Origin of the sequence: Sphingomonas kyeonggiensis, from assembly GCF_030812785.1 — a bacterium.
GTDB lineage: Bacteria > Pseudomonadota > Alphaproteobacteria > Sphingomonadales > Sphingomonadaceae > Sphingomonas > Sphingomonas kyeonggiensis_B.
The window spans coordinates 1,251,030-1,265,886 of the sequence record NZ_JAUSTJ010000002.1 but is presented as its reverse complement, the minus strand read 5'-3'; the positions used below and the strand labels follow the sequence as shown (position 1 = coordinate 1,265,886).

The following is a 14,857-nucleotide window of genomic DNA, read 5'->3' as shown; positions in this document are numbered from 1 at the left end:
CGCCGGGGAACAGCCAGGCAAGCACGGCCTTCTGAAAGCGAAACACCCTAGTCCTCGGCGTCGAGGGCCAGCCCCATATCGGCAAAGCTGTTGGCGAGCGCATGGGCTGTGATCAGCACGCCGGTGGCGTCGCGCACGCCGAGCATGTCGGCGAGCAGCATAGCGGAGAGCTGGGGCTGGGTCCGCACTCTGCCGATTACCTGGAGCAGCGCCGCCTCGGCTCCGGTCATCCGCGCACAGCACCAGGGCGCGATCTGGATCGGCCCGGCGGAGAGCGCCGACATCTCCTGCATCAGCGCGCGCAACAGCACGAGCGGGCGCTGGAAGCCCTTGCCGAACGCCGTGACGAAGGCGTGCGCCGTGCAGGCATCATGAATCCCGTGCGCGCCCATCTGGCGGACGCCGAACAACAGCAGCCGCGCACCGGGGTCCTCGGGCTGTAGTTCGGGCAGGGCGGTAAGCGTGGCACTGACGGTCATGGGGACTCCGATCGCTGTGATCGGAAATCTTGCTCAGGTGCAATTAATAGTCAATCGCAATAACGAGCGAAGCGATGCGAACGGCGTTTCGTCGCGTTTGGTGAACTGCTCCCCGGCGAAGGCCGGGGCCCAGGGTAACGGACGGGCGGCAGAGAAACCCTGGACCCCGGCCTTCGCCGGGGAACGAAAGGCCTTACGCCGGAAGCTCCCCATTCGCCTCGAGCACCGTGCCGGCGAGGTATAGCGACCCCAGCACCAGCACCACCGGCGCGCCGCCTTCGCGGGCGATCGCGGTGAGGGCGCGGGGCACGTCGGGGGCGATCGCGGCGTGCGGGATGCCGAGAATCTGCGCGACTTCGGCGAGGCGCTGCGGGGCGTGGTGCTCATGCCCCGGCACGGGCACCGCGTGCAGCCCGGAAGCAAGATGCGCGAACGGCGCGAGCAGGCCCTGTGCGTCCTTGTTCGAAAGCATGCCGAGCACGAGCTGCACCGGGCGTCCCTGCGTGACCTGGGCAAGCGTGGCGCTCACCGCAGCAGCAGCGGCTTCGTTGTGCCCACCGTCGAGCCACAGCTCGCTGCCGGGCGGCAACAAATGGAGCAGCGGGCCGTCGCCGAGCCGCTGCATGCGGGCCGGCCAGCGCGCATTCCTCGCCGCGGCGGCAAGCGCATCGTCGGGCACGGGCAGCGCCTGCTGGTGGCGCAGCATCGCGATGGCGAGCGAAAGGTTGGCGGGCTGGTGCGGCCCGGCAAGCGCGGGGAGGGGCGTCCCCACCTCGCCCCGGGCATCGCGATAGACGAGCCGGTCGCTGCGCGTCTCGAAGTCCCAGGCGGTGCCCTGCGCGAACACCGGCGCGCCGGCAGCAGCGACGATCTCCGCGATGTGCGGGGCATAGCGCATCGTCACCAGCGGCACGCCGGGCTTGGCGATGCCGGCCTTCTCGGCGGCGATCTTCTCCAGCGTGTCACCGAGGAAGGCCTGATGGTCGATGCCGAGCTGGGCGATGCCGGTCACCGCCGGCTGGGCGACAACATTGGTCGCATCGAGCCGCCCGCCCAGGCCGACCTCCAGGATCAGCGCATCCGCCGGCACCCGGGCAAAGGCGAGGAGGGCCGCGGCGGTGGTCACTTCGAAGAAGCTCGCGCCGATATCGCCGCCGGCATCGAGCACTTCCTCGAGCAAAGGCGCCAGGAGCGCATCGGCGATCAGCTCGCCCGACAGGCGGATACGCTCGTTGAAGCGGACGAGATGCGGGCTCGAATAGACATGCGCGCGCATGCCGGCAGCCTCGATCGCGGCGCGCAGGAAGGCGCAGGTCGATCCCTTGCCATTGGTGCCGGCGACGTGGAGCACAGGCGGCAGGGCGAACTGCGGGCTGCCGACGCGCTCGAGCAGCCGGGCGATCCGGTCGAGCCCGAGGATATCCGCGCCCGGCGAGAGCACAGTCAGCCGGTTGAGCTGGCGCTGGACGTGGGGGTCGGAGGAAATTGCGTGGTCAGCCATTATCTTACTCTAGCCCCTCCCCTTCAGGGGAGGGGTTGGGGTGGGGGCTATCCGCGAGCGAAAGTCTCGGTGAGACCCATGCCCCACCCCAAACCCCTCCCCTGAAAGGGAGGGGCTTAGTGCGGCCTCACGCCGCCTTCTTCCCCTCGCACAGCAGCCCGATCAGCTGGCCCAGCGTCTCGCGCAGCTCCTTGCGGTGGGTGACCATGTCGATCAGGCCATGCTCGCGATAATATTCCGAGGTCTGGAAATCGTCGGGCAGCTTCTCGCGGATCGTATTCTCGATCACGCGGCGGCCGGTAAATGCCAAAGTCGCGCGCGGCTCGGCGATCTGGACGTCGCCCAGCATCGCATAGGCGGCCATCACGCCGCCCGAGGTCGGATCGGTCAGCACGACGATATAGGGGAGCCCTGCGTCGTGGAGCATCTCGATCGCCACGGTGGTGCGCGGCATTTGCATCAGCGAGAGGATGCCCTCCTGCATGCGCGCGCCGCCCGAAGCAGTGAAGGCGATGAACGGCGCACGGGCCGCGATCGCCGCCTCGACTCCCTGGATGAACGCCTCGCCCACGGCCTGGCCCATCGATCCGCCCATGAAGGCGAAGTCCTGCACGCCGATCACCGCCTTGCGGCCGAGGATCGTGCCCGAGGCGTTGATGAACGCGTCCTGCTCACCGGTGCTGGTCCGCGCCGCCTTCAGGCGCGCCGGATAGGGCTTCTGGTCGCGGAACTTGAGCGGGTCCTCGGCCACCTTCGGCGTGGCGAGCACGGTATAACTGCCCTCGTCGAACAGATAGGCGAAGCGCTCCGCCGGGCCGATGCGATCATGATGATCGCAATGCGGGCAGACATGCTGGTTCGCCTCCAGCTCCTTGGTGAACGTCATCTGCCCGCAACCCTTGCACTTGTGCCAGAGATTGTCGGGGGTCTCCTTCTTCGGCGTGAAGGCGAGGACGTTGCGGACGCGATCGATCCAGCTCATGCGACTTCTTTCCTTGCGGCCTCCACGGCCGTCTTGAGGGAGCGGATATAGGCGCGGATAGGCTCCGGCGCATCCTTCCCGTGTTTTCCTACGAGTTCAACGATTGCCGAGCCGACGACGACGCCATCGGCGACGCGCGCGATCGCCTCGGCCTGTTCCGGCGTGCGGACGCCGAAGCCGACCGCGACGGGCAGGTCGGTCGCCGCCTTGAGCCGCGCCACGGCATCCTCGATCGAGCCCTGCGCCGCCTGTTGCAGCCCGGTGATCCCGGCGACCGAAACATAATAGAGAAAGCCCGAGGCGCCCTTGAGCACCGCCGGCAGGCGCGCGGCATCGGTGGTCGGGGTGGCGAGACGAATGACGTCGATCCCGTTCGCGGTGAAGGGCGCGACTTCGGGTGCTTCCTCGGGCGGGATATCGACGATGATCACCCCGTCCGCGCCAGCTTCCGCCGCCTTTGCGGCAAAGGCTTCGGGCGTCGGACGCGTCATGGTGTTGGCATAGCCCATCAACACCAGCGGCACGCCGGGATGGCGCTCTCGAAAGCCCTTCGCAATCGCCAGCACATCGGCGGTGCGCGTGCCGGCACCGAGCGCGCGCAGGTTCGCCGCCTGGATCGCCGGACCATCGGCCATCGGATCGGTGAAGGGCATGCCCAGCTCGATCACGTCCGCACCGCCCGCGACGAGCGCGTCGAGATTGGCGGCGGTGTCGCCATCGCCTGCGGTGATGAAGGTGACCAAAGCGGCGCGGTCCGCCGGGAAGGCGTTGGAAAGGCGGCTCATTGCATTTCAATCATGTTGGGCACGAATGCCATCAGCACAGCGAAGAACAGGCAAGGCAGGCCGAGGTAGAAACCAAAAATCAGAAACGCTCCAACCGGCCCTACTTCCTGCAGGTCTGATGCCTCGGCACCCAGAAAACCTACAAGCGTAGCGACAACCGGCAACATGACCGAAAACAGCACAGCCCATCCCACCCTTGCGATGCGGAAGCGGGGACCGGCAAGGCTAAGGCGCGTGCCTATCGCAAACAGGAACGCATAGAGGAGCACAACACCAAAATTGCCGAAGCCGACAATGCGCTGGAGCGGGAATAGTGCAAGGACGAGCAGCGCGAGAATCGCCCAGCCGAGCAACATCGAACTGCGCTCGCTGACGCCGGCTCCGGCGGTCACAGCTCTACCCCCAGATGCTCGGCAACCGTGAAGATGTCCTTGTCGCCACGCCCCGAGACGTTGACCACGATGATCTTGTCCGGCCCCATTTCCCGTGCCTTGGTCTCCAAGGCTGCGAGCGCGTGCGAGCTTTCGAGCGCCGGGATGATCCCCTCGAGCTTGCAGCAGAGCTGGAAGGCGTCGAGCGCCTGCTGGTCGGTGATCGGGAGGTAGTCCACGCGGCCGCTCTCGTGCAGCCAGCTATGCTCGGGGCCGATGCCCGGATAGTCGAGTCCCGCCGAGATCGAGTGCGCCTCGGTGATCTGGCCGTCCTCGTCCTGGAGCAGATAGGTGCGGTTGCCGTGGAGGATACCCGGCGCGCCGCCGGTGAGGCTGGCGGCATGCTGACCGGTCTCGATACCATGCCCCGCCGCTTCCACGCCGATCATCGCGACATCCTTGTCGTCGAGGAAGGGGTGGAAAAGCCCGATCGCGTTCGATCCGCCGCCCACGGCCGCGATCAGCAGGTCGGGCAGGCGGCCCTCGGCCTTCTGGATCTGCTCGCGCGCCTCGATACCGATCACGCTCTGGAAGTCGCGGACCAGTTCGGGATAGGGGTGCGGACCCGCGGCGGTGCCGATGATGTAGAAAGTGTCGTGGACGTTGGCGACCCAATCTCGAAGGGCTTCGTTCATCGCATCCTTGAGCGTCTCCGCGCCGCTGGTCACCGGATGCACCTCGGCCCCGAGCAGCTTCATCCGGAAGACGTTGGGCTTCTGCCGCTCGACGTCCTTGGCGCCCATGAAGATCACGCAGGGCAGGCCGAAGCGTGCCGCAACCGTGGCGGTGGCGACGCCGTGCTGGCCCGCGCCGGTCTCGGCGATGATCCGCGTCTTGCCCATCCGGCGGGCGAGCAGAATCTGGCCGATGCAGTTGTTGATCTTGTGCGCGCCGGTGTGGTTCAGCTCCTCGCGCTTGAAGTAGATCTTGGCGCCGCCGTAATACTCCGTCAGCCGCTCGGCGAAGTAGAGCGGGCTCGGGCGGCCGACATAATGTTCGAGCAGGTCGTCGAACTCGGCCTTGAACGCCGGATCGGCCTTGGCCGCGCGATATTCGCGCTCCAGGTCGAGGATCAGCGGCATCAGCGTCTCGGCGACGAAGCGTCCGCCGAACTGGCCGAAATGGCCATGCTCGTCGGGCAGGTTGCGCAGGGAATTGGGCAGGGTTGCAGTGTCGGTCATTGCGTCTCTCTTGATTTCGGATGGCGGGCGCTGGCGTGGGAGCGAGCGATCAACGCCATCGAAATCCGATGCGGACGGGAGCGAGCGGCCTCAACATTGCGCCACCGCTTTAAGGAATGCGGCGATCTTGGCAACATCCTTGACGCCCGGCGCGCTTTCCACGCCCGAGGAGACATCGACGAGGCGGGCACCGGTCATCTGGATTGCAGGGATCACATTCTCCGGATCGAGCCCGCCCGCCAGCATCCAGGGGCCAGGGTGGCGATAGCCGGTGAGCATCGTCCAGTCGAAGCGCAGCCCCATGCCGCCGGGTAGCAGCGCGTCGTCGGGGGTCTTGGCATCGTAGACGATGCGATCGACCGGAATGCCGGCATAGCGTGCCCCCTCGGCGAGGTCGGACGCGCGCTTCACCGATATCGCCGGCCACACGCGATGACCGCGGCCGTCCAGTTCGGCGACGCGCTCGAACGCGGTCTTGTGGAGCTGCAGCGTCCGGATGCCGGTCGCCGCCGTAACCGCCTCGATCAGCGCATCATCGGGATCGACGAACACGCCCACCTTGGTGACATGGTCGGGCACGCGGGCCGCCAGCGCGCGTGCCTGCTCGATCCCGACATTGCGCGGGGAGGGCGGGAAGAACACGAAGCCGACATGGCTCGCTCCGCCGGCGATCGCGGCATCGAGCGTCTCGGGCGTGGACAGGCCGCAGATCTTGACAGTGACGGGCATGGCAGGGCTCTTGGGGCAGGTTCGCCCCATGTCGCAAGCCCTGCAATGTTAGCGGCCGGGAAAGCCGGGCTTTGCCAGGGACTTCGAGGATCGCTGGGAATCCCGAACGACCGCTCCACTGGCATCAAAGCGGCTTGACCAGCACGTCCATGAACAAAGGCGGATCGAGCGGCACCGGGAAGTCGCGCTTCTCGCCTGAATTGCGGTAGCCGCGGCGCTCGTAGAAGGCGATCAACTCGGTACGCTTGTCGATCACCGTCATCTCCATCGCGTCGGCGCCGAACACGTCACGGGCGCAGTCCTCGGCGGCGGTGACCAGCTGCTTGCCGAGTCCGCCGGACTGGAGCGTCGGATCGACGCAGAGCAGGCCCAGATAGGCGAGGCCGTCACCCTTCGAGGTCACCTGCACGCAGCCGAGCAGACGGTCGCCGGCATCGGCGATCAGCAGGCGCTGGTCGGGATCGTCGACGATCGCCGTCAGGGTCGCGATATCGGTGCGCGGGCTCTCGATGATCAGGTCGGCCTCGTGCGTCCATCCCGCACGCGCGGTCTCGCCGCGATAGGCGCGCTCGATCACCGGGTGGATCGCGGGCAGATCGTCGCGCGTGGCGGGGCGGATCGTCACATTGTCAGGCATGGCGCGCTGTGTCGGATGATGCGGGGGCTTTGGCAAGTACCTGTTATCAACCGGATCCGTTCCCAAACGGGCTGAATTCAGCCGGCGTCCCGCGCATCGAACGCCGTCCGCGATGCCTCGATCCGCTCCAGGTTGCGCGCCGCCCATACCCATACGCCGCAGAACGCCTCGGCCAGGCTGCCGCCCAGCTCGGTGAGCCGATACTCCACCCGCGGCGGGATCACCGGGTGGACGGTGCGGATCAGCAGCCCGTCGCGCTCCATCGCGCGCACCGTCTGGGTGAGCATCTTCTGGCTGATCCCGCCGCATTCGGCGCGCAGCTTCGAGAAGCGCAGCTCGCCATGCTCGGTCAGCGCCTCGAGCACGATCATCGTCCATTTGTCGGCGACGCGGCCGATGATCTCGGTGACGAGCGCCTCCACCCGCGGGTCGAGGTCGGGATAGTCGTGACGGGGGTTGGTTGCCATGGTTTCCAAAAGGTGTGTATAAATATTCTGGGTGCCTACTCCCCATCGGGTACCATCTGGCAATATCTGGCGTCCACCGAAAATCGGAGGAAGCACTCATGGACATGACCGGCAACACCATCCTGATCACCGGCGGGGGCTCAGGCATCGGCCGCGCGCTCGCCGAGGCACTGCATGCCCGCGGCAACAAGGTGATCGTCTCGGGCCGCCGCGCGAGCGCGCTGGAAGACGTCGCTGCCGCCAATCCGGGCATCGCCACCGCGACGCTCGACGTTTCCGATCCCGCCGACATCGCCCGCTTCGCCGCCGAGATCGTCGCGGCGCATCCGGGCCTGAACGCGGTGATCCACAATGCCGGCATCATGCAGGCCGAAGACCTCGCCGCTGAAGGATCGGACCTTGCCATCGCCGAGGCGACGATCGCGACCAACCTGCTCGGCCCGATCCGCCTCAACGCCGCGCTGCTGCCGCACCTGCTCGCTCAGCCCAAGGCCACGGTACTGACCGTGACCTCGGGCCTCGCCTTCGTGCCGCTTGTCGCCACGCCCAGCTATTGCGCGACCAAGGCGGCGATCCACAGCTGGACCCAGTCGCTGCGCGCGCAGCTAAAGGACACGAGCGTCGAAGTGATCGAGATCGCCCCGCCGGCGGTGGCGACTGACCTGATGCCGGGCCATGCCCAGAACCCCAATTCGATGCCGCTCGCCGACTATATCGCCGAGACCATGGCGCAGCTCGAGGCAGGGGCGGCCGAGAATTTGACCGAGCGGGTCAAGTTCCTGCGCTTCGCCGAGGCGCGCGGGGATCATGCGAAGGTGTTCGCCATCCTCAACGACGGCACGCACTGATTGCTTCGCTGAACGATAGAACCAAATCCGTCATCCCCGCGAAGGCGGGGATCCAGAGCCAAGAAGGATATCGCTCTGTTACCCTGGATCCCCGCCTGAGCGGGGATGACGAAAGAAGGGAGGCGAGTCCTACTGGTTACTCGCCACCCAGTTGTTCGCCGGGGTGAAATTGTCGCTCAGCACATGGTTCGCCTTGCAGTAGCGCTTGCACCCCGCCGATGCGACCGCGCCGATCCCGGTGACATGGCCGGTCCCGTCGCGCTCCAGCGTGAAGTCGATCCGGCAAGCCCCGGCGCTCCAGCTCGCCTTGTCCGGCGTGGTGAAGCGGGCGACCGCGCCCGCCTCGCCATCGCTGGCGGGCAGCTTGCACAGGGTCTCGCCCTCAAGATCGCGGTTCAGCGTGAAGTCGAACTGCTTCGCATCGATATGGGTGATGGCGAGTTGCTCGACATCGGCGGTCTTGTAGCTCGCCTCCCACAGTTCCTCGTCGAAGCCGCGCAGCGCATTGCGCTGGACGGTATAGTCCGCCTCCACCGCGGCGGGATCGCATTTCTTCGCGCATCGGCTGCGCAGGATCTGCTGCCAGTCGCGCTGCTGGCCGCGGAAACCGGCCTTGTCGAACAGGAGGGCGAGCTTCGCCTTGTAAAGCGCCGCCACCTCGCCATCGAGCGCGCGCAGCTTCGGGCTGGCGCAGATCGTCTTCTCGAGCGGATGGCTGGCCTTGGCGCAGTCGAAACTGGCCTGTTGCGGGGCCGGTGGTTCGGCCTGAATGCCGAACAGGGCGAGGAAAAAGGCGAACAGTCCGAAAGCCGCAATCCGCATCATCACTGCCTCCCATGTCTATGCGCTTGGCTTCACTCCCGCACGCGCCGCTCAGGCGATGCTGCCGTTGAAGGCGAGTTCGGTGATGCGATCCGCCTCGACATCATATTCCACCCCGAAAAAGACCGGACCGCCATCGCAGACGATCATCGGCTCGGTTCGCCATGCGCCCCAGTCACCCGAAGCCTTGGGCAGGAAATTGCCATAGATGAAGCGCTTTCCCCCACGGACGATCCCGACATATTGGCGCAGCCAGCCCCTGGGTGCATCCCTGAGTCCACCCCGCGCGCCGGTGCCCGGGCCGCTCAGTTCCGTCGCCAGCGCCACGATCCCGGGGATCCGCGCCTCCAGCCGGGCAATGTCGTCCTTGCCGGGAGTCCAGCCGCCCTCGCCGGGTTTGGGCGCCTTGCGGGAGCATTGATGCAGCAGCCCGGCCGCCTTGTCCGGCGGCAGGATCGCATAATCCTCGACCTGCAGCGGGGTCTGGGGAAACAGCAGCGCGAGCAGCAGGGCCGCGCCGACGGCCATCTCAGAGCGTCGCCTCGATCTCGCGCGCGGCGAGGTCGGGATCGGCGGCTTGGGTGATCGGGCGGCCGACCACCAGGATCGAGGCGCCGGCATCGAGCGCGGCACGCGGGGTCACCACGCGCTTCTGGTCGCCGATCACGCCGTTCGCCGGGCGCACGCCGGGGATGACGAAAAAGCCGTCATGCCAGATCTTCTTGGCCGCCGCGACTTCGTTGCCCGAGCAGACGATGCCATCGACGCCCGAGGCCTTGGCCAGTTCGGTCAGCCGCATCACCTGCTCGTGCGGATCGGGCTTGAGGCCGATCGAGGTCAGGTCGCTGTCGTCGAGGCTAGTGAGCATCGTCACCGCCACCACCTTGGTGCCGGTCGGCGCCGCCGCCTTGGCATCCTCGAGCATCGCCCGGCCGCCGGCGGCGTGGACAGTGAGGATCGCCGGCTCAAGCGGGCGGAGCGCCTGGATCGCCTTGGCGACAGTGTTGGGGATGTCGTGGAACTTGAGGTCGAGGAAGATCGGCAGGCCGATGTCATGCATCTCGTGCACGCCGGCGCGGCCGTTCGCCATGAAGAATTCGAGGCCGAGCTTGATGCCCCCGACATGCGCCTTCACGCGCTGTGCAATCGTCTTGGCACGCTCCAGATCCGGCGTGTCGATCGCGACATAGATCGGGCTCACTGCACGTCTCCCAGCGGCAGGCCGCCCTGGGGCGAGGCCGGGATGGCGGGCGCGGGCTCGGGCGCGGCGCCGACCGGCTCCGGCATCGCCTGGATAGCGCGGATGTCATTCAGCGCACGCTCCAGCCCGGTGATCCGCTGGCGCATCCGCCAGCGCAGCGCGTGATAGGCGAGGAGGACGGGCAGCAGCCCGGCGAGGAAGACGAGGATCAGCAGCAGCGGCAGGCTGAAATCGGCGATCAGGCCGCTCCACAGGTGCACGTTCACGCGCTCGTCGCCGTTATAGATCACAAAGCCAGCGACCAGGCCGCCCAGCAACAGCCAGAACAGCACCTTCAGAAACCGCATGCGTCTCCCTTCCTGCGTGAACCCGCGCGGACTTTAGGGCGGGGAGGGGTTTTGCGCAAACTCCCTCTCCCATTGGGAGAGGGAAGGGGCCCGCCGCCGAAAGCGGTGGGAAGGGTGAGGGTAGTTCTACCGCTCGACCCTCACCCTTCCGCCGACTGCGTCGGCTCCCTCCCTCTCCCAGAGGGAGAGGGATTGTCGATCTCCGCCCTAAGCTCCGCGAACAGCCCGGGGATCTTGGTCAGCCGCTGCTCCTCCTCGTCGAGGATCGCGTGGAACGCCCGCCGCTTGATCGCCGCCGCCCGCTCGTCCGAGAGCCGCGCGGCGGGGTCGAGCGTCGACAGCACGATGTCGATCAGCCGGTCCGCGCCGTGCAACCGGCCCCAGAGATAGTCGTTCTCGCGATACGCCCGGCTGAAGAACGCGCCGAAGCTGTTGAACTGGATGCCCTTCAGCGTCGCCTCGGCCCCGCCGGTGCGGATCGCGGTGGCATCGTCCGGCGCGATGCGGTCGACGCGGATCGGGTCGAACTCGTCGACGCCTTCGCCCTGGAGCAGCGGCAGCGTGGCGATGTCGTAGAAGGGGAAGCCGAGATGCGCGAGCAGCATTGGCCGCCGCAGCTCCTTCGACAAGCTGCTGAGCCCTTCCGCCAGCCGCGCATCGGTCTCGCCGTCGAGCTTCTTGAGCTGCATGCGGTCCGCCAGCCGGTCGAGCAGCGGCCCGGCGTCATCGGTCATCATCCTTATCTCGTCGCGCAGGTCGGCATAGGTGTCCGCCCGCTTGAGCTCGAGATAAGCGGCGAGCGAGTCGTAGATCGCCTCGCGCATCGGGCGGAGCGCGCCATGGCTGGTCGGCAGGTCGATCTCGGTCAGTCGGCGGGCAAGCAGCCGCAGGCGGCGGATACGGAAGCCCAGGTCGTGCGTGCGCAGGAACTCCAGCGTCTCGGGCGAGGCGCCGTTGGAGTGCATCGCGCCGAACTGGTCCGCGCCGCGCGACTGGACCGCCGCGGCCAGTGCCTCGCGGATCTCGTGCAGCCGCTCGGGCCCATGCCGCTCGCCGACATTGTAGAGCAGCCGCGCGGTGCGATCGATCGCACCCTCGACCTTGAGCAGGCCGTACGCGGTATGGCCATAGCCCGCCTTGGCCGCGGCGGTGATCTGCGCCCGCTTGCGCCAGGCGGCGAGCCGCTTGGGGTTCGGATAATCGAGCCACAGCGTATAGCCGAACAGCGCCTCGACCTGGGTCTCCACGTCGGCGCGGATCTCGGTGAGGATGCCCAGCATCCGTTCGATCCGGTGCGAGCGCCGCGCGATCTCGTCCAGATTGTCGCGGATCGGCTGCTCGCGCGGCAGCTCGGAAAGCGCGCCGATGATCGTCGCGAAGAAGCCCGGCGTGCCGTCGTCGCCACCGTAGAAGTCGAAGCGGAAATTGGGGAAGGGATCGACGAAGACGAAGCGCCGGTCGACCTGGCGGCGGGCAGGGCGCTCCTTCAGAGCTTCCATCGCCGGGCGGAAGGGCGCGTTGGCCAGTACCGAGCCGTCGATCAGCACCGCCTTGGCCGCCTTGTTGTCCGCCCATTGGTGCGGCAGCACGCGTTCCAGAAAGGCATCGCGCTGCGGCCAGGCCTGTTTCCGCTCCGCCATCAGCTCGTCCATCTCGCCCACCGTCATCGGCGGGAAGGCGCCCGGGAAGCTCGACGTGGCGCGCGCGGCGAAGGTCAGGCTGGCGGCGTCGGCGAACTTCTCTTCCGGATAGCCGCGATCGGTGAAGGAGAAGACCAGCCGGTGCTCATTCTCCATCACGCTAGCCGGGGAATTGAGCCGCAACGCCTCGGGATGGCCGCGGAAATCGGTGACGGTGACGAACAGGTCGAGCGGCTGGCCGTCGGGCAGCAGCCTTTTCTCCTTCGGCCCCTTGGCCATGGCGGCAAAGGCGTCGAGGATCGTATTGGCCAGCCGCTTGCCGCCGAAGGGCGGCTCGAACCAGCGCGAGCGGACGAAATGCTCGAGCTTGGTGCGCACTTCCTCGCGCGCGCCGATTTCCACTGTCTCGTCCACCGTCTTGGAGCGGTTGGCGACCAGCCAGGCGATCGGCACCGCCCACAGCTTGGCGAAGCGGTGCGACGGGCGCTGGCGCGGCTCGAGCAGCGCCTCGACATCGGCATTGTCCATCCACAGGTCGGTCAGCGGGTCGAGCGACTGGCCGGTGGCGATGGCCTGGGCGAGGAACACCGTGTTGATCCCGCCCGCGCTGGCGCCGGCGAGGATGTCGACCAGCACGCGCAGGTTGACGCCCGAGGTCTCGCGGATCTCCTCGATCAGCTCGCGATAGACGTCGGGCCGCCCGTCGCTGCCGTCGCGCTCGGCACAGCTTGCCCGGGCGAGGCGCCAGATCTCCTTGGTGATGCCGTGCATGTACACGGCCAGGCTGATGCCGCCGTAGCAGACCAGTGCGAGCCGGAGTTCCTTGTCGCGAGTTTCGGCCATTAAACCATTATAGTGGCCCAGATGGGCAGGTGGTCGGACGCGGTGCGCGCCTGGAGGCTGTCATGCACCCCGGCATCGGTGATGGTCAATTCTCGGCTCGCCATGATCCGGTCGAGCCGCGCCATCGGGCGCCGGGCATGGAAGCTCTTGCCGGTGGCGGCAAAGGCATAGTGGCTGGCGAAATCGCGCAGGCAGCCCGACTGGGCGCTCCACTCGTTGAGGTCGCCCATCAGGATCGTCGGATATTGGTGCGTGCTGACCTGCAGGTGCGTGATGATCGCATGCGCCTGGCGCCGTCGCCAAAGGCCGGACAGGTCGAGATGCATGCCCACCACGCGCACCACCGTGCCATTCGCAAGCCGCACATCGGCCATCACCGCGCCGCGCGGCTCCAGCGCCGGCAGATGGATCGCTTCGCAGTCGAGCACCGTCGCATCCTTGCGCACCAGCAGCGCATTGCCGTGCCAGCCCATCGAGCGCGCCTTGGTGCCGAAGGGCACCGGCTTGTAGTCGCTATGCTCGGCGAGCAGGTGCTGGGTCAGCACCGCCGAGCGCTCGCCGAAGCGGCGATCGGCTTCCTGGAGCGCGACGATGTCGGCGCCGATCTCGCAGAGCACCTGCAGCGTGCGCTCGGGCCTCCGGCGCCGGTCGGTGCCGATCGACTTGCGCATGTTGTAGCTGGCGACCTTGATCATCGGCGCCCCTTATCGCGGGGGCTGGCGGGCATAGGCAAGGGTCTCAGCTCGGATGCGCCTCGGCATTGCCCTGGCTGGCGGCCTCCTGCGCGGCGGCGACCAGCCGGCGGCCGGTCTCCTCCGCGGCCTGGGGCGTCATCGCGATGGCGACGCCATTGGGCCCGTCGAGCAGCACCACGCCCTGTTCGGCGGTTGCCACCCCGGCTTCCTCTTCCGGTTCGGAGGGCGAGATCTTCTGTCCCATGTTGTTCTCCCAAAATTCGCTGAGACCCATGCGGGAGCGAGGAATGGGGGACCAACTCGGACGAACGCGAAAATATCCAAGATTTCCGCGAGATTTCAGCGCCCGCCGGCCTCCAGCAGGCGGCGGGGCGCGGCCAGTTCCCAGCTCCGCGCAATACGGTCGCCGACGAAATCCCAGTCCACGTCCGGCCCGGCCAGCGCGATGCCGACCCAGCCGACCCCGAAATAGGCGACCTTGGAATAGGTCTCGGGCGCGATGCCGATCAGGTTCGGCCCTTCCTCGTCATCGGCGGTCTTCACCGCGACGATCGTGCGCCCATCGCCATGATGGTCGTGGCGGAACTGGGCGAACTGCTTGCCGGCGACGAAGAAGGTCGGCTGGCCGTGGCTCGGCCGTTCCTCCGCCTCGGGAAGCTCCAGCGCGATGGCGCGGACCTGGGCGAGCGCGGCGTCTTGGTCTGGGTTCAGCGGCATAGGAACTCGGCGACTACCCTTGGGTAGAGCCGATGTTCCTCCTTCAGCACGCGCTGCGCAAGGCTTTCCGCCGTGTCGCCGGGCAGGATCGCCACTTCGGCCTGGCCGAGCACCTCGCCGCCGTCCAACTCCTCGGTGACGATATGCACCGAGACGCCGCCATGGCTGTCGCCCGCGTCGATCGCGCGCTGGTGCGTGTCGAGGCCCTTGTACTTGGGCAGCAGCGAGGGGTGGACGTTGACGATCCTGCCCCGCCAGCGCGCGACGAACTCGTCGCTGAGCAGGCGCATGTAACCCGCCAGCGCGATCGCCTCGACACCGGCCTCGCGCAGTGCCGCGTCGATCTTCGCTTCGTACTCCGCCTTGGGCATGCCCCTGGGGCTCTGCGCGAAGGTAGCGACGCCCTGCGCCGCCGCCCAGGCGAGCCCCTCGGCCTCAGGCTTGTCGCTGGCGACGAGCGCTACCTCATAGGGGCAGTCGGTCGACTTTGCCGCTTCGACGAGCGCGGCCATGTTCGAGCCTCGGCCCGAGATCAAAATCCCCAGCTTTCGC

General features: G+C 67.4%; 19 protein-coding genes. 1 reads left to right on the top strand and 18 read right to left on the bottom strand.

Annotated features, from left to right (window positions below; genetic code table 11):
• Positions 1-47: 47 nt before the first annotated feature.
• The 9 genes from J2W22_RS15595 to J2W22_RS15555 form a co-directional block, all read right to left on the bottom strand.
• The gene (locus J2W22_RS15595; protein WP_307119154.1) at positions 48-479 is read right to left on the bottom strand and encodes a DUF6628 family protein; all 432 of its coding nucleotides are present in this window, start codon (positions 477-479) and stop codon (positions 48-50) included.
• Between the two features lie 193 nt (positions 480-672).
• Entirely contained in the window at positions 673-1,980 is a 1,308-nt protein-coding gene (locus J2W22_RS15590; protein WP_307119153.1) for a bifunctional folylpolyglutamate synthase/dihydrofolate synthase, read from the bottom strand.
• Between the two features lie 127 nt (positions 1,981-2,107).
• Positions 2,108-2,962, bottom strand: a complete 855-nt coding sequence (gene accD / locus J2W22_RS15585) for an acetyl-CoA carboxylase, carboxyltransferase subunit beta (RefSeq protein WP_307119152.1) — start codon at positions 2,960-2,962, stop codon at positions 2,108-2,110.
• Positions 2,959-3,747, bottom strand: a complete 789-nt coding sequence (gene trpA, locus J2W22_RS15580; protein ID WP_307119151.1) for a tryptophan synthase subunit alpha — start codon at positions 3,745-3,747, stop codon at positions 2,959-2,961. Before trpA ends, accD begins: the two co-directional genes overlap by 4 nt.
• A complete protein-coding gene (locus J2W22_RS15575) occupies positions 3,744-4,139 on the bottom strand; it encodes a hypothetical protein (protein ID WP_307119150.1) in 396 nt (131 codons plus the stop codon). The genes trpA and J2W22_RS15575 overlap by 4 nt, the downstream gene beginning before the upstream one ends.
• A complete protein-coding gene (gene trpB, locus J2W22_RS15570) occupies positions 4,136-5,359 on the bottom strand; it encodes a tryptophan synthase subunit beta (RefSeq protein ID WP_307119149.1) in 1,224 nt (407 codons plus the stop codon). Before trpB ends, J2W22_RS15575 begins: the two co-directional genes overlap by 4 nt.
• 90 nt (positions 5,360-5,449) lie before the next feature.
• Positions 5,450-6,088, bottom strand: a complete 639-nt coding sequence (locus tag J2W22_RS15565; RefSeq protein ID WP_307119148.1) for a phosphoribosylanthranilate isomerase — start codon at positions 6,086-6,088, stop codon at positions 5,450-5,452.
• Positions 6,089-6,212: 124 nt separating this feature from the next.
• Positions 6,213-6,725, bottom strand: coding sequence for a GNAT family N-acetyltransferase (locus J2W22_RS15560; RefSeq protein WP_307119147.1), 513 nt, complete (start codon positions 6,723-6,725; stop codon positions 6,213-6,215).
• Between the two features lie 77 nt (positions 6,726-6,802).
• Entirely contained in the window at positions 6,803-7,192 is a 390-nt protein-coding gene (locus J2W22_RS15555) for a winged helix-turn-helix transcriptional regulator (RefSeq protein WP_307119146.1), read from the bottom strand.
• 98 nt (positions 7,193-7,290) lie between these two features.
• On the opposite strand from J2W22_RS15555, the gene J2W22_RS15550 reads away from it, so the two are divergent.
• Complete coding sequence (locus tag J2W22_RS15550) at positions 7,291-8,040, top strand: SDR family oxidoreductase (protein ID WP_307119145.1); 750 nt, start codon at positions 7,291-7,293, stop codon at positions 8,038-8,040.
• A gap of 129 nt (positions 8,041-8,169) precedes the next feature.
• Here J2W22_RS15550 and J2W22_RS15545 read toward each other — a convergent pair whose 3' ends face one another.
• The 9 genes from J2W22_RS15545 to purN form a co-directional block, all read right to left on the bottom strand.
• Complete coding sequence (locus tag J2W22_RS15545) at positions 8,170-8,865, bottom strand: lysozyme inhibitor LprI family protein (protein WP_307119144.1); 696 nt, start codon at positions 8,863-8,865, stop codon at positions 8,170-8,172.
• 48 nt (positions 8,866-8,913) lie between these two features.
• A complete protein-coding gene (locus J2W22_RS15540; protein ID WP_307119143.1) occupies positions 8,914-9,390 on the bottom strand; it encodes a hypothetical protein in 477 nt (158 codons plus the stop codon).
• A 1-nt stretch (position 9,391) separates the two neighbouring features.
• Positions 9,392-10,063, bottom strand: a complete 672-nt coding sequence (gene pyrF / locus J2W22_RS15535) for an orotidine-5'-phosphate decarboxylase (RefSeq protein ID WP_307119142.1) — start codon at positions 10,061-10,063, stop codon at positions 9,392-9,394.
• A complete protein-coding gene (locus J2W22_RS15530) occupies positions 10,060-10,410 on the bottom strand; it encodes a lipopolysaccharide assembly protein LapA domain-containing protein (RefSeq protein WP_307119141.1) in 351 nt (116 codons plus the stop codon). Before J2W22_RS15530 ends, pyrF begins: the two co-directional genes overlap by 4 nt.
• A 140-nt stretch (positions 10,411-10,550) precedes the next feature.
• On the bottom strand, positions 10,551-12,893 hold the full coding sequence (locus tag J2W22_RS15525; RefSeq protein ID WP_307119140.1) for a patatin-like protein: 2,343 nt from the start codon (positions 12,891-12,893) through the stop codon (positions 10,551-10,553).
• Positions 12,893-13,588 (bottom strand): endonuclease/exonuclease/phosphatase family protein, encoded by a 696-nt coding sequence (locus tag J2W22_RS15520; protein ID WP_307119139.1) that lies wholly within the window; start codon positions 13,586-13,588, stop codon positions 12,893-12,895. Before J2W22_RS15520 ends, J2W22_RS15525 begins: the two co-directional genes overlap by 1 nt.
• 43 nt (positions 13,589-13,631) lie before the next feature.
• Complete coding sequence (locus tag J2W22_RS15515; RefSeq protein WP_307119138.1) at positions 13,632-13,832, bottom strand: hypothetical protein; 201 nt, start codon at positions 13,830-13,832, stop codon at positions 13,632-13,634.
• A 95-nt stretch (positions 13,833-13,927) separates the two neighbouring features.
• Positions 13,928-14,305, bottom strand: a complete 378-nt coding sequence (locus tag J2W22_RS15510) for an MmcQ/YjbR family DNA-binding protein (protein WP_307119137.1) — start codon at positions 14,303-14,305, stop codon at positions 13,928-13,930.
• A complete protein-coding gene (purN, locus tag J2W22_RS15505; protein ID WP_307119136.1) occupies positions 14,296-14,817 on the bottom strand; it encodes a phosphoribosylglycinamide formyltransferase in 522 nt (173 codons plus the stop codon). Before purN ends, J2W22_RS15510 begins: the two co-directional genes overlap by 10 nt.
• Positions 14,818-14,857 lie beyond the last annotated feature (40 nt).